The organism is Micromonospora sp. M61, assembly GCF_018070245.1.
Classification (GTDB): domain Bacteria; phylum Actinomycetota; class Actinomycetes; order Mycobacteriales; family Micromonosporaceae; genus Micromonospora; species Micromonospora zamorensis.
Genome location: NZ_JAGPYA010000010.1, coordinates 119,099 through 138,514, shown reverse-complemented (window position 1 = coordinate 138,514; position 19,416 = coordinate 119,099). Strand labels below are relative to the sequence as shown.

Genomic DNA, 19,416 nt, shown 5'->3' with positions numbered 1-19,416 from the left:
AGTTCAGAGGACCTTGAAGGAGTCGACCTGGAGCAGCGCGACAGTGGTCTCGCCGCCGATCTGGGTGTCGTAGCTGAAGGAGCCGAGCACCGTCACGTTGGCGCGGAAGATGTCGTCCTCGACGAGATTTTCGAGATCGGACTCGGACCCGTTCAGGATGGTGTTGGTCTCGTAGTCGTAGTCCTCGGCCATTCGACGGTGGGCGACGTCCGCACGGAAGCTGTCGGTGCCCGTGGCCGCATCGAACTGGGTGACCCGCCCGTAGACGACGTAGGTCTTCCCCAGGTAGCCGTCCGGGTCCTTGGCAATCAGCTTCCACTGCCGTTCGGTCAACGTCTTGTACGACGGCGGCTTCGGCTTCGGCAGCGGGGCAACCTTGGTAGGGCTCGGGATGGCGCTGGTGGGGGCCGCGCTGGTCGGGGCCGCAGTAGTGGGGGCGACCGGCGTCGCGCTGGTAGGACTTGTCGCAGGCGAGCTGGTGGCACCGGCGGTCGTCTTCGGTTCGTCACCGTTGAACATGCCGATGACAGCGCCGCCACTGAAGAGAATGACGGCGAGTGCGATGCCACCGACCGCCCAGGCTCGCACGTTGGACCGCTTCTCCGGGGTGGCGGTGCCGGCATCGGCGACCGGGTTGGCCTCGGGAGGCGGGCCGGCTACAGGCGACATCGAGGGCTGCGGCGGCTCGGTGGGCGGGTCGGGCGGCTTCGGGGTGGTCGGGTCGGTCATGGCGAGGCTCCTTCTGTGAACAGGTGGGCTGTGAACAGCCGGGGCGGGCGGTGGTTGCCCGCCCCGGTGTGGTGGGAGAGAGATCAGCCGAGGGTGACGTCGACGCCGCCGGAGAACATCGAGTCGTGCAGCTCGAGCTTGGTGAGCTTGACGTTCTTCGGGATGTCGAAGACCACGACGCCGTTGACCTGGTTGCCGGGGTTGATGTCGTTGAGGAACGTCTCGGCGTTCTTGTTGGCGTAGATGGCCGCGCCGGAGTCGGCGGAGTATTCGGTGCCGTCGGCCGCGTACGCCTTCTGGCTGCTGCCGTCGAACATCTGCGCTTCCTTGCCGATGTTCTTCACGTTGACCGTGACCAGGCAGAACTGGCCCTGCGCCTTCTGGCCAAGCATGTCGTTGCCGATCTTGGCGACGCCGCACTTGGCGGACTTCACCGTGAACTCGAACTTGCCGTCGCGGGCCGGCTGGCCGATCTTGGCCGTCGCAGCCGGCTTCTCCTCGCCCTTGGCGTCGCCCTTGTCGCTGGTGGAGGTGCCCGCCTTGGCGCCGCCCTCGTCGCCGCTGGAGCTGCTCGCCTTGTCGGCGGCACCGGAGCCGCAGCCCAGGGCGATGAGGCCGGTGGCGATCAGAGCGAGAGTCGTGGTCTTGCGCATCGTTGTCCTCCTGAGGTGAGCGTTGCGGGGTCAATAAGAGCATCGTCTGACAACACTGTCAACGGACAATCTCGTGCTTGACAGATGTGCGAGACTTTCGGCGTGCAGGAGAACCCGACCATCACGGCAGCGGAGATCGCCCGGCTCGCCGGCGTCGGTCGCGCTGCGGTCAGCAACTGGCGTAAACGGCATCCCGACTTCCCCGCCCCGGTGGGCGGGACGACGGCGAGCCCCGAGTTCGACCTGATCCAGGTCGAGCAGTGGCTACGCACCCAGGGCAAGCTCCCCGAGCTCGCCACCGCCGACCGGCTCTGGCGACACCTCGCCGCGGCCAGCGACTCCCCGGCCGCCGGTCTCGCCGCGGTCGGCGCCTTCTTGCTGGCCCGACAGCGCGGCTCCCGCAGCGGCCACCCCGATGCACAGCTCGCGCCACTCCTGCCCGACGTCGACGCCCTCGTCGACGAGCGGGGCGCGCAGGGCGCGTTCGACGAGCTGTGGCAGCGGTTCTCCGCACCAGGCCCCGGCCGCCCCTTCGCCACCCCCGACGACCTCGCCGACCTGATGATCGGGCTCGCCAGCGTCGGCGGCGGATCGGTCCTCGACCCGGCCGCCGGCTCCGGCGCCATCCTTCGGGCCGCCGTCCGGGCCGGCAGCACCTCCGTCTACGGGCAGGAACTCGACCCTGACCTGGCCAAACTCGCCAGCCTGTGGCTGGCCCTGCACGATGTGTCCGGCGAGGTGAGCACGGGGGACTCGCTGCGCACCGACGCCTTTGCCGGCCGAACCGTCGACGCCGTCGTCTGCCACCCACCGTTCGGCGCCACCAACTGGGGCGACGAGGAACTCGGCCACGACCCCCGCTGGATCGTCGGCACCACACCCCGTACCGAACCGGAGCTGGCCTGGGCCCAACACGCTCTCGCCCACCTGCGGGTCGGCGGGCACGCCGTCCTGCTGATGCCGCCCACTGTCGCCAGCCGCCGCGCCGGCAAACGCATCCGCGGCGAGTTGCTGCGCCGAGGTCACCTGCGCGCCGTCATCGCGCTTCCGCCGGGCGTGGCGGCGCCGCACGGCGTACCCCTGCACCTGTGGGTGCTGCGACGCGCCGCGACCGACGCGCCGCCGCCGGCGCGGGCGCTGCTGATCGACGCCGCCGGCGGTGACCTGGCCGACACCGCGCCGCGCGTGCTGGACGCGTGGCGGGCCTTCGCCGCCGCCCCGGACGGCGACGTCGAGGAGGCCGGGTTCGCCCGCGCGGTCCCGGTCATCGAACTGCTCGACGAGGAAGTCGACCTCACCCCCGCGCGCCGGCAACCCGCCGTCGTGAGCGAGGCATCGGGAGAGCATCTGGTACGCACCAGAGAACGACTGGCCGCCATCGTCGGCGAGCTGCCGGAGCTGCTACCGCAGTTCACACCCGCTCCCGACGGGGCGGACGGCCTCTTCCTCACGGTGGGGGAGCTGGCGAAGACCGGGGCCCTTCAACTGATCGGCCCGGTCCGCGCCGGCACGTCCGCACCCGCGCCCGACGGGCCGCCGGTGCTCACCGTGCCGGACGTGCTCGCCGGTGTGGAGGCGTCCGGACGGGTCGACGACCGGTTCGGGCAGGAGATCCCGCTTGCTGTCGGGGACGTGGTGGTGCCGATGATCGCGCGGCAACTCACTGCCCGGGTGGTCACCGCCGAGGGGGCGCTGCTGGGGCGCAACCTGTACCTGTTGCGGCCCAATCCGGCGGCGTTGGATCCGTGGTTCCTGGCCGGTCAACTGCGGACGTCGGCGAACGAGAAGCAGTCGTCGAGCCTGTCCGGGACGATGCGGCTCGACATCCGGCGGGCTCAGGTGCGGCGGTTGCCGCTGGACGAGCAGCGGGCTTACGGGGCAGCGTTTCGGCGGCTTGAGGCGTTTGAGGCGGCGGTGCGGGAGACTGCGGTTTTGGGGGCGGAGCTGGTGCAACTCACCGCTGACGGGTTGGCGCGGGGGGTCGTGCGGCCGGACGACGCCGTCCGATGAGGGGCCGTGCTGGCCGCCAACCACACGGTCCGGCGTGCTGAGTCACCGTTCGGGGCTTGGCAGGGTGGTCGGCACCGTCAGCGCCCACGAGGCCCGGTCGAAGCCGACGTGCCACCAGCGGCGCAACAGGTCGCCGACGCCCTCGGGGTGCCGGTGACGGCACCGACGGACGCGGTCGGTGTCGACCGGTATGGTCCCCGTGGGGCAGACCCCGATGATCCGGGGCGACGGAGTGTGGAAGACCCTCTACCCGAATGGTGGGCGGTGATGAGCGGCGGCCAGTTGAAGGCAGCGGGAATGTTCCGCGAATTCGGACCGGTCCGCTCCGCCGAGCCGCAGGAGAGCATCTTCGACAGCGTCGCCGACGAGGAACTGCCCGACCTCACCCAGGTGGTCAGCTATTTGAACTCGGGGCACATCCTCATCGACGTGATGGACGTCGCCAACGACGCCTTCGACTCGACCCGGCAGGTGATGAACGGCTCGACCGTCATGACCGACGGCGACTGGCTCTGGCGGAAGGACCTCGCCTACTACGTGCGGCGTCACCGCGTCGCATTGCCGGCGGATTTCCTCGCACTCATCCGCGAGCGTGACTACGTCGTCCCTTCGCGGGGCGTGCCGGAGCTGACGGCTTGTTCGCGGCAGGCCCGCGACCTGATGTTCTGGAACAGCTGACAAGCTTTCTGGTGTCGTCAGATATCCGACGGCGGCGCATCGAGTCGTCTGAAGTTTGGATTCAACGTCTCACAGGAACCGCCATTCGGACACTTCCTCGTCGAAAGTTCAACGTTGTACGGTCATGCGTCCGCCATGCGTCGAGCCGAGAGGGCAGACGAGCAGTTTGGCGGGTGTCATCGTGAGGGGGACGAATGACGCTGGGCAGAATCGGCGGCTACGAGTTGGTCCGGCCGCTCGGCTCGGGTGGTATGGGCGACGTGTTCTTCGCGGTGTCGCCTACCGCCGAGCGGGTCGCCGTAAAGGTGATCAAGCAACACCTGATTGAGGCGCCGACGGTGCGCGAGCGGTTCGCCGCCGAGGTCGACAGCCTCAAGCTGGTCTTCGGGTCCCGGGTGGCCCGCCTTGAGGGCGCCGACCCGTACGCGAATCCGGCCTGGCTCGCCGTGGAGTACGTCCCCGGCGCCACACTGCGACAGCATGTCGACGCACGAGGGCCGCTTCCGTTGCCGTTGGCCGCCATGGCCGGAGCGATGCTCGCCGAAGGTCTCGCCAAGGTGCACCAGGTCAAGCTGCTGCATCGCGACCTCAAGCCGCAGAACATCATCCTCGGCCCCGACGGCCCCAAGCTGATCGATTTCGGCCTGGCGGTGCTGATCGAGCGGGACGACTATCTGACCGAGCCGGGCGCCCTGGTCGGCACTCCCGCCTACATGTCGCCCGAGCAGGTCAAGGGTGAGCGAGACCTCACTCCGGCGGTCGACGTCTACGCCCTCGCCGCGACGCTGGTCTTCGCCCTGACCGGGCGTGGGCTCTACCCGCCGACCAACTCCTGGAACCTGCTGCTGCGCATCAGCGAGCCCAGCGACCTTCCCGACCTCTCCGATGTGCCGGCCGAGCTGGTGCAGTTGCTCGGCACGATGCTCGCCTTCGACCCTACGGCGCGACCCGGACTGACCGACGTTCGCGCCCGGTTGCTCGCGGTGGCCACCGCCGCCAGCGGCAAGAGTGTCCACGCCCTGCGCCAGGAAGTCGCCGAACTCACCTACGACGGTGGCACGGAACTGCTGGTCCCTCCGGACCTGGATGATCCGCTGCAGGACCCGGAGAGCACGCCGGTCATCGAGTCGGACACCGTACCGGTGCCGGTGACGACACCCACGAGGGTCGACGCCAAGCGGCCAAACGCACCAGCCGATGTGACGTGGCTCGTCGACAAGATGCGCCGCCAGTACGCCCGCCGCTCGACCCTGTAGGAAGGCACCACCGATGACCACCACCCAGGCCGCGACCTTCGCCCCGGGCTCCCGCATCGTCGTCCGCGACGAGGAGTGGCTGATCCGCAGCGTCAAGACCGGCACCGCGGACGGCACGATGGTGAAGGCGGTCGGCGTATCCGAGTTCGTGCAGGACGTCGAGGCGACCTTCTTCACCAAGCTTGAGGACATCACGCCGCTGGTGCCCGAGGAGACGGACCTCATCCAGGACACCTCGTCGCGGTTCCGGCAGAGCCGCCTCTTCCTGGAGGCCGTGCTGCGGCGTACTCCACTGCCCCGCACCGAGCGCGGGCTGGCCCTCGCCGACCGGTTCCTGCTGGATCCGCTGACCTACCAGCAGCGACCCGTCGAACTGGCCCTGTCCGGCCTGCGGCCGCGGATCCTGCTCGCTGACGTCGTCGGCCTGGGTAAGACCCTGGAGATCGGCCTGATCCTCGCCGAGCTGATCCGCCGGGGCCGAGGTGAGCGGATCCTGGTCGTCTCGCCGCAGCAGGTCCTCGAACAGTTCCAGCGGGAGCTCTGGACCAGGTTCGCGATCCCGCTGGTCCGGCTCGACTCGACCGGCATCCAGCGCATTCAGCAGGAGATCCCCGCCGGGCGTAACCCGTTCACCTACTTCAAACGGGCCATCATCTCGGTCGACACCCTCAAGGACGCCGGCCAGTTCGGCCATCACCTCGACGCCACGACCTGGGATGCCGTCGTCATCGACGAGTCGCACAACCTCATCAACAAGGGCACCCAGCGCAACGAGCTGGCCCGCCGCCTGGCCGCGAAGACCGACGCGTTGCTGCTGGCGAGCGCCACCCCGCACAACGGCGACAAGGAGTCCTTCGCGCAGCTGATCTCGCTGCTCGACCCGGCGGCGATCGCCAACGAGAAGGACTACCAGGCCAGCGACATCGCGCACCTTTACCTCCGCCGGACGAAGATCAGCCCGGAGGTACGCGACCAGATCGGCGACCGCTGGGCCGACCGCGGCCCGTCCAAGGCCCTGCACTGCACGGCGACCACGATCGAGGAGCAGATCTTCGACGAGTTGACCGATGTGTGGTTGGCCGGCAAGTGGAACGACGAGCCAATCACCGGGCAGCACCGGCTCTTCCCGTACACCTTGTTGAAGTCGTTTCTGTCCTCGCACCGGGCATTGCACGAGACGGTGACCAGCCGGCGCAAGAAGGCCACCGGCACCGAGCGGGCGGCCCTGGACCGGCTCGCGGAGCTGACCTCCGCGATGACCGACACCGACTCCAGCAAGCTCAAGGGCCTGGTCGACGAGCTGAGAAAGATCGGCGTCGGCAAGAACAGCAGCACCCGGGCCGTGGTCTTCTCCGAGCGGGTGCCGACCATCAAGTGGCTCGCCGAGGTCGTCCCCGGAATGCTCGGCCTCAAGCCGAACGCGATCCGGGTGCTGCACGGCGGTGTGGCCGACAAGGACGAGCAGACGATCCTGCAGGAGTTCGAGCTGGCCGGCAGTGACGTCCGGTTGCTCTTCACCGGTGACGTCGCCTCTGAAGGCGTCAACCTGCACCAGCAGTGCCACCACTTGATCCACTACGACATCCCGTGGAGCCTGATCCGCATCGAGCAGCGCAACGGCCGTATCGACCGCTACGGGCAGAAGCACCAGCCGCAGTTCCGCGCGCTCATCCTCACCTCCGACCGCGAGGACGCCAAGGACGACCGCACGGTCGCCGAGAAGCTCCTCAACCGGGAGGAGACCGCCCACCGCAGCCTCGGCAGCGTCGAGGCGGTGACGGGCCAGTACGACGCCAAGGCCGAGGAGGACCGGCTGGTCCGGGACCTGCTCGCCGGCAAGTCGGTGGACGAGTCCTACGAGGCTGCCCACGCCGAGGTCGACGTGATGGCCGACCTCTTCGGGGAGGTCGGCACCGCTCCCGTGGCGGCGGACGTGCCCCAGGCAAAGGTGCCGAAGCTCTTCGACTCCACGCAGGATTTCGTCGACGCCGCCCTGTACGAGATCTACGAGGACCGGCCGGAGGATCACATCGACCTGCGCCGCGAGGACGAACTGATGACCTTCCTCGCCCCCGACGACCTGGTGCACCGGCTCACCGACCTGCCCCGCACCTACCTGCGGGCACACCGTGAGGGCGAGGACCTGCGACTCAAGGTCACCTTCGACCGCGCGCTCGCCCAGCGCAAGCTCGACCAGGCCCGGCAGAGCAAGACCCCGATGTGGCCGGACATCGCCTTCCTCAGCGACGTGCACCCGATGGTCGACTGGCTGGTCGACAAGGTGCTGATCCGGCTCGGCCGCCAACAGGCCCCGGTGCTCACCGCCGACGTGACCGCGCCGACGTTCCTGATCCAGGGCGTCTACGCCAACCGCCTCGGTCAACCCACGGTCGTCCAGTGGATGGCCGTCTCCGACCTGCCCGCGTCGCCGACCATCCGACCGATGGACGACGTGCTGCGCGAGGCCAACGTCGGTCCGGCGATGGTCAACCGCGCCGAGGTCATCGCGATCGACCCGCTCAAGGATCTGCTGCCGGAGGCCGTCGAGGTTGCCCGGCAGTATCTGGAGGGCAAGCGCGCCGAGTGGGCCGAGGCCAACGCCGAGCCGTTGCAGCGGCACCGCCAGCAGTTGAAGACCTTCCAGCAGGCCAGCATCCTCGATGAGCTGCCCGGCGCGCACAGGGAGAAGCGACGCCAACGCGTCGACACCACCGTCCAGGAGCAGAACGACCTGCTCGACCGTCTGGAAACCGCCGGCGACCCGCTGCTGCGGGTGCTCGCCGTCCTCGTACCGTCGCAGGAGAGTGCCGCATGAGCGAGCGTAGCGAGCGAATCATCAGGCTGAGTGCGATGGTGCCTCAGGGCGGCACGGAGCGTAGCGGAGTGCCGGCATGAGCTTCGAGTCGCTGACCAACCGCGGCGAGTATCTCTCCGCGCACTACCTCGCCGAGATCCTGCCCACCACTCTCAAGGGCGGTCTGCTCAAGCAGTGGGCCGAGGACGAGAAGGCCAACCGGGTCACGCCACGCGCCGGGCTGCGCGGCATGCGTCGGCAGTACTTCGACGCCAAGACCGAGCTGACCGACGCCGACTTCTTCGACCCGGAGCGGCTGCGCAAGCAGCACCAGGACGTGCTGCGGGCGCTCGGCTTCGACCCGCAGCCGCAGACCATCACCGTCGAGCGCAACGGCCAGGAGTACGAGGTCCACGTCGCCCACGCCGAGCTGACCACCGCGCACGGCATCGTCGCGCTGGACTGCGGTTGGGCGGTCGACACCGAGGCGGCACAGGACCCGGACGACGCCGGCCGCCTGCTCGACCCGCTCACCCTGTCCAGCACCGAGACCATCGAGACGGGCGCCAAGCTCACCTCCCTGCTCTTCGCCGCCGACAGCCCGAAGCCCCGCTACGTGCTGATCCTCAGCGGCGGCGTGATCACCCTCGCCGACCGCACCGTCTGGGGTGAGGGCCGCTACCTGGCCGTCAGCCTCGACACCGCGTACGCCCGCAACGACGACAAGGAACTCGACGTCGTCGCCGCGCTCTTCGGCGCCGACTCGCTCCGCCCACCCGCCGAGGGCGGCACCGAACCCCTCGCCGACCTGGTCGCCGGCTCACGCCAGCACGCCGTCGGTGTCTCCAGCGAACTCCGCGAAGGCCTGAAGGTCTCCGTCGAACTCATCGCCAACGAGGTCCTCGACCAGATCCGGCGGGCCGGCTACCAGCCGCAGCAGGTGATGGACCTCGACGAGCTGGCCAAGGAGTTGGGCCGGGAGTCGCTGCGCTACCTCTACCGAATCCTGTTCCTGCTCTACGCCGAGGCGCGCCCCGAACTGGGCGTGTTGCCGGTCAACGATCCCCAGTACGTCGAGGGCTACAGCCTCGCCCGCCTCGGCGACCTCGTCTCCCGCCGCCTCGCCCCCTCCGCCGAGGACGGCACCCACCTGTACGAGTCACTCGACCTGCTCTTCCGCATGGTCAACGAAGGGCACCGGCCGCGCGGCAGCGCGGACGTAGAGGACAAGGCCAGCGAGGGGGAGGGGCTGCGCTTCGAGCCGATGAAGTCGGACCTGTTCCTGCCGGAGAAAACCAAGCTCATCGGCCGGCTGATCGCCGAGCCGGGCAGCGACCCCGACGATGACGAAGCCCCGAAGATCGACACGCGGCTACGCAACAAGGTCCTCTACGAGGTGCTGCGCCGGCTGATGCTCACCAAGGGCGGCAAGAAGCGCCGCGGCGGCTTCATCTCGTACGCCCAGCTCGGCATCAACCAGCTCGGCGCGGTCTACGAGGGCCTGATGTCGTACACCGGTTTCGTCGCCACCGAGCAGCTCTACGAGGTCGCCAAGAACGGCGACCCGAAGGACGGCTCGTGGATGATCCCGGCCTCCAAGGTCGACGAGTACGACGACGGTGTCTTCGTCTACAAGGAGGACGCGTACACCGGAGTCCGCAGCCGGGTCAGCTACCAGCCCGGCCAGTTCGTCTACCGGCTCGCCGGCCGGGACCGGCAGACCAGCGCCTCCTACTACACCCCGCAGTCGCTCACCGAGGTCACCGTCCAACTCGCCCTCAAATACCGGCTCGACCAGGACGACACCATCACCCCGGCCCGCGAACTGTTGGACTGGACCATCTGCGAACCGGCACTCGGCTCCGGCGCATTCCTCAACGAGGCGATCAACCAGGTCGCCGCCGAATACCTGCGCCGCCGGCAGAAGGAACTGGACGTCACTCTCGACCCGGAGGACTACCACCTCGAACTCCAACGGGTGAAGGCGTACATCGCCCTGCACAACAGCTACGGCGTCGACCTCAACCGCACCGCCGTCGAGTTGGCCGAGGTGTCGCTCTGGCTCAACGTCATGCACGCCGGCCTCCAGGCACCCTGGTTCGGCCTGCACCTGCAACGCGGCAACTCCCTCATCGGCGCCGGCCGCAAGACCTACGGCCCGAAACAGCTCGCCGACAAGTCGTGGCTCACCACCGCCCCAAAGGAGCAGCCCTTCCGGGACGGGCCGATCGACGAGGGCACCATCCACCACTTCCTGCTCCCCGCTGACGGCTGGGGCGCGGTAGCGGGGGAGAAGGAGGCCCGCGAGCTGGCGCCGGCCGAGACCGCGAGACTAAAAGCCTGGCGTACGGCGATGAAGCGCACGCCGTCGACCAAGGGCAAGAACTCGCAGGTCCAGCGCTTGCAGGCACTGGCGCGACGAGTTGAGTTCCTGTGGGGGCTGGTGCAGCAGCGGCTCGACATCTCCGAGCGGGAGATCCGCCGCGACATCGCAGTCTGGGGTGCTGAGGACCTGCCGCCGGTCACGGAAGCCGTGCCCCGGGAGGAGATCCTCGCCGACCTGACCGCGCCGGGCACGCCGTACTGGCGGCTCAAGACGCTGATGGACGTGTGGTGCGCGCTGTGGTTCTGGCCGCTGGACAAGGTCGGGCTGCTCGACGGCTCCGACCCGGCCTACCCGGCCGCACCCGTCCAGGTCTCGCACATCAAGGACGAGCCGGCGTACGACGAACCGGTGGTCTATGAGACCGCGGACTTCTTCGGCAACGTGCAGCCGCAGCAGATGAAGCTGCCGACCAAGCCGACCGGGGGCACTCGGCGGATGACGGTGGCGGAACAGCTCCGCCAGCAGGTGCCGCTGTCCGGCCTCGATGACTGGTTGACATTCGCCGAAGCGCTCATTGGCCGGAGTGATGCGGACGAAAACACCGAGCGGTTCTACGGCCGGACGCTGACCAGCCTGAGCGAAATGAGCGAGTTCGAGAGGAAACTCGACGGGGTCATCGGCGTCGACTCACCCTGGACCCTCACTGACCGCTTCCCGTGGCTCCTCACCGCCGACCGGATCGCCGAGCACCAAAGCTTCTTCCATTGGGAATTGACCTTCGCCCAAGCCTTCGCAAAGGGCGGCTTCGACCTCCAGGTAGGCAACCCGCCGTGGGTGCGGCCAGATTGGAACGAATCGGATCTACTTGCCGAATTGGATCCATGGTTCCGACTGTCCCACAAGCCGGACGTCGCAATCTTGCGCATGCGCAAGGCATTGGTGTTGGAGTCGGGTGATGCGCTCCAATACTTCCGGTCAGAAATGGCCGTGAACGCCGGAGTCGTTGCTTCGGTCGGCTCAGCGGTCAACTACCCCTTGCTTGCTGGAACAAGGCCCGACTTGTACCGCACCTTCATGGTTAAAGTCTGGACACATCTTGGCGGCAGGGGCACGGCAGGCCTCCTGCATCCCGATACGCATTTTGGAGGAGTGAAGGACGGGTCTCTCCGGGCGGCAGCCTATAAGCACTTGAGGGTCCACGGCAGTTTCATTAACGCGGCCAATTGGGCGTTCACGGACGCAGGTCGAACCCTTGAATTTGGTATGCACATCTATGGCGCAGCGCAACCAATCGAGTTCCTCCATGCAAGTCAGTTGTACCGCGCGACCGTTCTGCTCGATTCGCTCGGCCATGATGGGAGTGGTCCCCTGCCGGGCCAGAAATTCAGAGGCAGTTGGGATTGCCGGCCCCACTCGTCCCGAATTATCAAGGTCGACCAGGTTAGGCTCGCGGAGTGGCGGCGGCTCCGGGCTGACGAAACGTCAGCCGCGGAGCAAACGCCCCTTCTGTACCCCATAACGGAGGGGGAGAGCAATGCAATTAGGGCAATTTCCTCTTTTTCCCTACGAACATCCAGGCATCATCCGTGGATCAGTATTGGGTTCGATGAAGGTCAGGCCAAGAAGGATGGACTGATTCGACGCGAGGTGGGTCTACCTCCTGGCATGAGCGATGCCATTCTTCAAGCCCCTCACATCGGAATTGCGACGCCTTTCATGAAGCAACCGGCCGAGCCGTATGCGCATGAGAAGGACTGGGTTAGTTGGGATCTGCCATCGCTCCCGGACCGAGTGATTCCCCGGACAACGTATGTCCGGGCCTGCCCGGAGGACGAATTCCTCGCGAGTCAGGATTTGTTCGGCAATGATCGATACACGTCTCATTATCGGCTGGCTTGGCGAAGGATGATCGATCCTAAGAGCACAGAGAGGTCTTTGTTCGCTGCCATCATTCCTCCTGGACCAACGCACGTTCATCTGATTCATTCGCTCTCGTTTGAGGACCCTGCTAAGCTTGCCCTCACGTCCGGATTTTGGTCCTCGATAGTGATGGACTATCTTCTGCGCGTCACGGGGCGCGCAAATCTGGGCGTAGCTGAAGTGAACTGGATGCCTGCAGCTGATGCCGATCACCCTTTAGCTGGGGATCTGCTGTTGCGGACGCTAAGGCTCAATTGCCTAACCTCTGACTACGCTGCTTTGTGGAGCAGGCTCTTTGACCCGGGATGGAGCCAGCAGCGATGGGCAGCAAGTTGGCCTGCGCTCCCCAAGATTGGGGATGCAGTCAAGCCTGCCTGGAGCCGCTCGACCCCCTTGCGGTCGGAGCGTGAGCGTCGAGCCGGTCTCGTCGAGGTTGATGCCCTAGTTGCGGTTTGGCTCGGGATTGGAATCGACGAGCTAATCGCGATACTCCGGTCAAGGTATCCTATTCTGACCGATCGCGAGGATCAGATGTGGTTCGATGCTGCGGGTCGCAGGATCGCTGCAGACCCATATGCCTTTGGCTTCGGTCAGCGGAAGGAACATTATGAGCAGCTGATCGCCTACCTTGAGACTTCAAATTGGGGTTCGGTGCCGACGAGTTACGCAGTACCATTCTATAAGGCGGATCGGGAGAACGAGTATCGGCAGGCGCATGCTGTGTTCAGCAAGCGGCTTCAGGATGCAATCGACGCGGGCTGGCAGCCGTCGTAGCCCGCCATCCCGCTTCCACCCCCGAGGGAGAGCAGATGGTTCCGAGTAACCACCAGAAGCACCAGGCTGGACGGCACCTTGCGGTGGCTGAGGCTCTGTTGCACGGCCATTCGGCGAGCCTGCACGGTGCGCAGACCTTCGTGACGATTAGCGGTAGGACTGCGACTGTGCAGGTTGCCGCGCAGGGCGCCTGGATGATCGCGGACATCGACAAGATGACGGCGATGTCGGTCGATCTCTACGTTCTCGTGGACGTGACCGAGGGACGTCGGGACTTCTACGTCGTGCCCGGAGACGATCTGCGTGCCGGGGTGCGCGAGCGGCACGACGAGTTCATGGCGAGCGTCGGCGGTGTTCGCCCGCGTAACCCGGAGAGCCGGCATACGGCCATCTACCCGAAGGACGTGGGGGCGTGGCGGGACCGGTGGTCGTTGTTGGAGGACGTGGCTCAGCCCGCGACTGGGGACGCGGTCTCCTGACCGATTGCGCGACGGGAGCGCGTCCGGCGCGTCCGCCAGCTGCACTCCCGTCCGTCGTGCAGCTCAGTGCCCAGATCTGGTGGCCAGGACGAAGTTGGTCCAGGCGGCGGGGGCGAAGGTGAGGGCAGGCCCGGCCGGGTCCTTGCTGTCGCGTACGGCGACGAGGCCGGGCAGGTTGTCGGCGACCTCCACGCAGTTCCCGCCGTTGTCGCCGCTGCGGGTGCTCTTGCGCCAACGGGCGCCGGTCAGTTCAGCCATGATGGACCTCTCCGATGATCTTGTTGATCAGTTGCCTCGATTGTTGCTCATCGAGGGCCAGCGAGGTCAGGCTCGCCCACACCTCTTCGTAGATGGCGAGCTCTTCCGCGCGATCGAGATAGAGCGCCCCGGTCAGCGACTCGCTGTAGATGACGGACGGCTCCGGCACAACCCTGTTGCGGAGCGGGAAGTCCAACATGACGAAGGGGCCGGCTACGGCACCGAAGTGCAGACCGGCCGTCAGGGGGAGCACCCGGATCGAGACGTGCGGGAATCGACCCACGTTGAGTAGGTGGCGTAGCTGTTCGACCATCGTGGCGGAGTCGCCGACGACCCTGAGCATGACCGCTTCGGAGAGGACGACCTCGAACAGCGGCGCTGGCGGAAGGCGGCGTTCCAGGAGCGCTTGACGCTGCAACCGGACCTCGACCAGCCTCTCTCGTTCGTCCGGCGAGATGCGTGAGCGATGCTGATAGACACCACGGGCGTAGGCGCGGCTCTGGAGCAGCCCGGGTACCAGAGTGTCCTCGTACTCCCGGAGCCGTGATGCGGCGGATTCCAGGCCGACATACAGCTCGAACCAGTCGGGGACGGCGTCGCCGTACGAGTGCCACCAGCCCTTGGCCTTGGTTTCGCTGGCCAGGGCCGTGAGGGCGCCGGCCAGGTCGGGGGTCGCCCCGTACAGCTCGCACATGGCTTTGACGTCGAGGGCGCGGACGGGGCCGAGGCCGGTCTCGATGCGCCACATCTTCTGCCGGCTGCACTGCATCGCCTCGGCCGCGCCGTCCAGCGTCATCCGCGCCTCCGTGCGTAGCTCGCGCAGCGCCCGCCCGAGCTGCCGCCGCGGCACTGTCGATCCCATGTCGTCGGCCATCGGCTCCCGCCCTCTCCATGTTGCATTTTGTTACATCCGGACGTCATCGGTGAAACGTGCGGCCGTTGCCGCCGAGAATCTATTCAATCGGGTGCTGTCACGCGGATCGATTACGCGTCTGACCATACAAGACACTCCCGACAGTAGCCATGAGCGCGCAATTTCCACACGCGCCTGATCTGCGTACTGTCGGGGGTGGAATGGTGTTGGGCGAGGTTTAGAGTTCGTGGCGAATCCGGGCCAGGCCGCAGGTGAGCAGGATGCCGAGAATGACCAGCCCGATCCTCATCCAGGGCACGTCCTTGCTCGGCCGGACGCCGATCGAGACCGCCACCACCAGTTGGGGCTGGCGGCGTCGAGGCAGGCGTTGCCGTCAGGGGCGGGACCGGGCGCGGCTCGGCGCTCAGCGGTGCGTCCCAGTTGGGCGGCGCGGGCTGCCATTCGTACCCTTTGATGCTTGTCGTCAGGGTGTCCGGTGCGCCGGATGACCGCCTCATCCGCCGCCGTCGAGGACCCGGACGACCAGGACCGTGCCATCCCGGCCGAACGAGTACACGCTGCCGTCGGCCGGCAGCGCCGCTCGCCTGCCGAAGAAGATCGGCGCATCCCTCAGGTAGGAGCCGACCCGGCCGTCGGCCAGCTCGCGGTAGAGGCGGCTCTCCACGCCTCGGAAGACCTCCAGCACCCGGCCCCGGCCCAGGGGCGCGCGGTGCCGGGTGCCCTCCGCAGAAAGCCCGTTGGGTAGCGCGAACGTCGCAGCGCTGCTCGTCGCCCATGCAGGGTCCAGGTTGAACAGCCCTGGCTGGAATGCCGGATCCTCCGTTCCGCGCTGGCGGGGCGTGGCATAGCCGCTGGCGGCTTCGCTGTTTCCGGCGAAGAGCAGGGCGGTGGCCGCCACGGCGCGGGTCAGGATCTGCGTGAACCAGCCACGCTCTTGCTCGGGTATGTCGAAGACCTGGGGTGCGCCCGGCGGCAACTCTTCGGCCAGGTCCGGCTCGGTGACGGTCTCGTCGGCCGGGGAGGGCAGGCCGGTAGGCGCCTGTCTCGCTTCGACCTCGTCAGGGGTGGCCGTGCGCGGTCGCCAGAACTGGTCCTCGGGGCTGGTGCTCAACAGGTTGTCCAGCTCCTCGTCGTCGCCGGACCACAACTCGTCATCCCCGGGCGGATCGAGCACGTAAGCGGTGATCCCCGTTTGGGTGAGGTGCGAGGCGACCATCAGCGACGGTGGGTGGCTTCCGCCCACCGACAGCGCCTCCACCTGCACGGCGGCTCGGGCCAGCTGCCCGTGAATGAAGCTCGGCGGCTGGTGGGTGCCCTTGCACTCCAGGATCACGATCTTCATTCGCCTGCGGGTCTTCGTGGCGTGGTGGCCGAGCAGGATGTAGTCCGGTCGCTTCTTGGTGCGCGAGACCGACTCCACCGCACCGACCCCGTCCACGAACCCGGCTTTCAACGCCACCTCTGCGTCGACCGCGTGGAACGTCCAGCCCCGATACTGCCGGCGCAGCAGATTCTTGGCGACGACGAGGGCCAGGCCGATGCCCAACTGCTCGGACTGGGTCACCTTGTGGTGGTAGACGACCTCGTTGGCATCCGGCGTCAGAGCGAGACGTCCTCCGTTCTTGGTGAGCGTTGCGCAGTAGCGGACGGCGGCCCAGTGCCGAGCCACCTGCGACAGCGGGGACGCGGTCAACAGGGTGGTGGCGACCCCCAGCTCGTGCAACACCTGTGCCGGGCTGGTCCGCATCCCGCCCTTGCCGACGTCCACCGGGGTCAACGTCTTGTGGTGCCAGTACGCCTCGCGCGTCTTGGCGTGTGTCTCGGCATACCGGAGCACATCGTCGACGAGCTGATCGGAGGAGTTGAGCGCCAGCAGCGACGGGTAGCTCAGGGATTGCACGAGCGAATCAATCTCCACGCCCACCCCCGGTGCTGACGCACTACACGAGACAGGCACCCAGAGTGATCGAAGAATCTCTGAGTGTCAATGCCGTGCGAATGCGCCAGCTCGCTTCGTGGGCGGGCCGAAATACTGAGAGGAGTCGGGCGTACGGGATGAATTGCTAGGCGCAGCCGCGGGTTACAACGAGACGATGACCGGCTGGACCTGGACATTCTTGGTGAGTTGCTGCGGCGAGGGGACGGGCGTGCTGATGTTGACAGACGTGTTGTAGCCGTAGATGACGACCCCGTCGAGGTGGTTCGCGCCCGGCCAGGTCGACTCCAAGCGGACCGCCATTTGAGTAGGGAAGTTGGTCACCTCCTCGGCGCACGACCGGATCAGGACGACGCTCGGGGTGGCGGTCAGATGGGTGGCCAGCATCCGGGCCAACTTCTTGTAGGTCCAGCCCCAGTCCTTGGCGCCGGCCTCGGCGTCACCGATCTCCTCGTCGTTGCCGTGCGCACGAATGCACAGCGGCTCGCCCGCCTGCACCCCGGCCAGGTAGGTGGCCAACTGCCGATCCGCCTCGGCCTGCGTGAGGCCGGCGTCGATGGGCAGGAGCGCGCCCCACGCAGCCGCACCCGATTCGGGTCCTTCAGACTGGCCGCGTGTATTTGGATCCTGCGTCGCCACAATGAACATGACATTCTCCTTCGGGATGGCCGCCTGTTTTGGAATCGCCGAAAGCAGATTAGCTCGGTGGTTGAAGAACTACCCTGTCGGCTATCCGGCTCAACTGCTCCCGTCGTTTGTCGGACAACTGTAGACAGTCGTCACCGGTGCCGGGCTTGGTTAATTGACGTCATCGGCGGGTAACTCCCAGAAGCGCAATTTGCGTACGGTCGCATTGATTCTCACAGTTACGTGCAGCAGCCCCGAGTTCGGGCCTCGGTCAGGATCGCGGCCATCAGTACACCCGCCGACGCGGCGGTTGGGGTAATCCTCGCGTACCGCGACTGGCTGGATGTCGACTGGGCACTCGCTGCGCGACGAGGAGCCAGGCGGCGCCGACCACGTGTTCGCTCATCTCGGCGATGATCGGTAGGCGCGTGTCCACGTAGGTAGCCATCCAGTCGGCATACGCTCTGCGCTTGCCCCCGTCGATGCCGGGAAGTTCCGCGAGCACCGCCATGTCTGCCAGCTGGCCCTCCGCACGATCACCCGGCGAACTAGCTCAGCAGGCGGAGGTGGGCGGCGAGGCGGCGCTTTGAGGGTTGGTCCTGCGCCCGAGAGGGAAGGCCAAGGCACTTGCCGTGCAGCTTTGCATAAGACGAGCCGGCGAGGCCTTCTGAGACGACAAGTTTGCCTTCCTGGTCGACTCCGATGAGATGCAGATCGAACAGCGTGCGCAGGTCTGCGCGAAGAAGCAGTCCGTTGGGGACCAGATGGCTGTGCGGTCCCATGTACCCGTCGATGTGCGCCGCCTCGAGGACTTCCACGGCTCGCTCGCCGGTAACGGCGCACCGCCCGCCGTAGGCGTCGAGCAGACGTTGCCGAAAAGCGTGCTGCCCTTGCCGTTGAACGATGGTCCGCAGGGTACGGAGCCGGGTGTCTTCGCCAGGGCTTGGCTCTGGAATCCAGATCGGGAAGCGCCAGGTGCTGGGTCGTCAGCCAGTCGTCAAGCACCTCTGCGGTGTGCCGGTTGGCTCGGACAGCTGCCCTCTGCGCGATCTGGCCGAACATCGACCGTAGGATCGGGTCGTGCATCAGGCGCTGGGTCGCGTCAAGGTTCCAGACCAGCGAAGCATGCCAGATGTCACCGTCGGAATCGATGTCGATGGCCTGAGTAAGCGCGCAGATGTACTGGTAAGGGGCCGACGCGTAGACCCAGATGGCGTCACCAGGACGCATCTGACGGAAGCCCGTTCCTAAGACCCACCGGTCAACCTCGCTGCGGCTTTGCTGGATGTCGTTGAACAGCTGCTGCGGCGATACCTCGGTGTCCCCGTTCGTGGTGTCGAGGTAGTAGTTGCTCTTCTCGTTCGTCGGATAGATCCAGTGAATGACCGGCATGGTTCTCCGTCCTACAGGCCGCGATCCTTGCCTTCGCGCCACGCGATTACGTCGAGGATGCGCAACGCGCCGATCTCCTCCGGGAGATGCAGCACGTCGCGTAGGCGCAGCAGCCGGTGGTGCAGCGCGAGGTTGTTGGCGTGTAGTGCCGTGCGCAGCGGCTCCCACTGGGCCGGGACAGTGTCGGTCACGGCAGCGACCACCGTGTCCCAGATGGGTCGCAGGCGTGGCCGCTTCCGCGCCAGCAGCTTCGACGCGGTGGTCGTACGACACCCGGGATTGAGCGCAGCTCATCCATGATCCGCCAGCCAGCCCAGGTGTGGTCGAGGAGTGCGTTTTCGTTGGCCAGGTCGCGGTCCGGGCCGAGGGTTACGAGCAGCCCGGAGAACTCGTCCGAGCGATCACGGAGCAGTGCACGTACCGCTGTCTTCGGTGCCTCGACGGAGAGGAACTTGATCGCGATCAGGTCATCGGCCGTGAAGCGCATGGGGGTCGCTATCGATCGCCCAGGTGTCGAAGTTCGCACCGTCGGCACAACCGGGACCGAGATACGGCGCACCGTAGTAACGCTTCAGCAAGGCGACGGCGGCAGCGTCATCGGATGTCCGGAGCGCATCAGGTAGCCGGAACGTCATGATCGGACCCTGCCAGCGTGGACCAGGAGTGTCTATGGACCGAACGGGGCACCGCCCCGCACCCCATCGGGCCAT

Annotated in this window: 13 protein-coding genes and 1 pseudogene; 6 read left to right on the top strand and 8 right to left on the bottom strand. The window is 66.9% G+C overall.

Going from position 1 to position 19,416, the window contains the following annotated elements; genetic code table 11:
• Nucleotides 1-3 precede the first annotated feature (3 nt).
• Both KBX34_RS08375 and KBX34_RS08370 read right to left on the bottom strand, forming a co-directional pair.
• Nucleotides 4-729, bottom strand: a complete 726-nt coding sequence (locus tag KBX34_RS08375) for a hypothetical protein (protein WP_210924250.1) — start codon at nucleotides 727-729, stop codon at nucleotides 4-6.
• Nucleotides 730-812: 83 nt separating this feature from the next.
• Nucleotides 813-1,382 (bottom strand): DUF4352 domain-containing protein, encoded by a 570-nt coding sequence (locus KBX34_RS08370; protein WP_210924248.1) that lies wholly within the window; start codon nucleotides 1,380-1,382, stop codon nucleotides 813-815.
• 84 nt (nucleotides 1,383-1,466) lie between these two features.
• Here KBX34_RS08370 and KBX34_RS08365 point away from each other — a divergent pair, with 84 nt between their 5' ends.
• The 6 genes from KBX34_RS08365 (at nucleotide 1,467) to KBX34_RS08340 (ending at nucleotide 13,619) form a co-directional block, all read left to right on the top strand.
• Complete coding sequence (locus KBX34_RS08365; RefSeq protein ID WP_247671592.1) at nucleotides 1,467-3,392, top strand: N-6 DNA methylase; 1,926 nt, start codon at nucleotides 1,467-1,469, stop codon at nucleotides 3,390-3,392.
• A 267-nt stretch (nucleotides 3,393-3,659) separates the two neighbouring features.
• Nucleotides 3,660-4,070, top strand: coding sequence for a hypothetical protein (locus KBX34_RS08360; RefSeq protein WP_210924246.1), 411 nt, complete (start codon nucleotides 3,660-3,662; stop codon nucleotides 4,068-4,070).
• 194 nt (nucleotides 4,071-4,264) lie between these two features.
• On the top strand, nucleotides 4,265-5,326 hold the full coding sequence (locus tag KBX34_RS08355; protein WP_210924245.1) for a serine/threonine-protein kinase: 1,062 nt from the start codon (nucleotides 4,265-4,267) through the stop codon (nucleotides 5,324-5,326).
• Nucleotides 5,327-5,339: 13 nt separating this feature from the next.
• On the top strand, nucleotides 5,340-8,141 hold the full coding sequence (locus tag KBX34_RS08350) for a helicase-related protein (RefSeq protein WP_210924243.1): 2,802 nt from the start codon (nucleotides 5,340-5,342) through the stop codon (nucleotides 8,139-8,141).
• 76 nt (nucleotides 8,142-8,217) lie between these two features.
• Nucleotides 8,218-13,140, top strand: coding sequence for an Eco57I restriction-modification methylase domain-containing protein (locus KBX34_RS08345; protein ID WP_210924241.1), 4,923 nt, complete (start codon nucleotides 8,218-8,220; stop codon nucleotides 13,138-13,140).
• 167 nt (nucleotides 13,141-13,307) lie between these two features.
• A complete protein-coding gene (locus tag KBX34_RS08340; protein WP_210924239.1) occupies nucleotides 13,308-13,619 on the top strand; it encodes a hypothetical protein in 312 nt (103 codons plus the stop codon).
• A gap of 63 nt (nucleotides 13,620-13,682) precedes the next feature.
• Here KBX34_RS08340 and KBX34_RS08335 read toward each other — a convergent pair whose 3' ends face one another.
• The 6 genes and pseudogenes from KBX34_RS08335 to KBX34_RS33445 form a co-directional block, all read right to left on the bottom strand.
• Complete coding sequence (locus KBX34_RS08335) at nucleotides 13,683-13,877, bottom strand: DUF397 domain-containing protein (RefSeq protein WP_210924237.1); 195 nt, start codon at nucleotides 13,875-13,877, stop codon at nucleotides 13,683-13,685.
• Nucleotides 13,870-14,751 carry a helix-turn-helix transcriptional regulator gene (locus tag KBX34_RS08330; protein ID WP_210924235.1) on the bottom strand — a complete coding sequence of 294 codons (882 nt, stop codon included), beginning with the start codon at nucleotides 14,749-14,751 and terminating at the stop codon, nucleotides 13,870-13,872. The genes KBX34_RS08335 and KBX34_RS08330 overlap by 8 nt, the downstream gene beginning before the upstream one ends.
• A 493-nt stretch (nucleotides 14,752-15,244) precedes the next feature.
• Entirely contained in the window at nucleotides 15,245-16,669 is a 1,425-nt protein-coding gene (locus KBX34_RS08325) for a hypothetical protein (protein ID WP_210924232.1), read from the bottom strand.
• Nucleotides 16,670-16,831: 162 nt separating this feature from the next.
• A complete protein-coding gene (locus KBX34_RS08320) occupies nucleotides 16,832-17,335 on the bottom strand; it encodes a hypothetical protein (RefSeq protein ID WP_210924230.1) in 504 nt (167 codons plus the stop codon).
• 527 nt (nucleotides 17,336-17,862) lie between these two features.
• A complete protein-coding gene (locus KBX34_RS08315) occupies nucleotides 17,863-18,180 on the bottom strand; it encodes an HNH endonuclease (RefSeq protein ID WP_374223669.1) in 318 nt (105 codons plus the stop codon).
• Nucleotides 18,181-18,717: 537 nt separating this feature from the next.
• Nucleotides 18,718-19,193: pseudogene (locus KBX34_RS33445) on the bottom strand (DUF6308 family protein).
• Nucleotides 19,194-19,416: the final 223 nt, after the last annotated feature.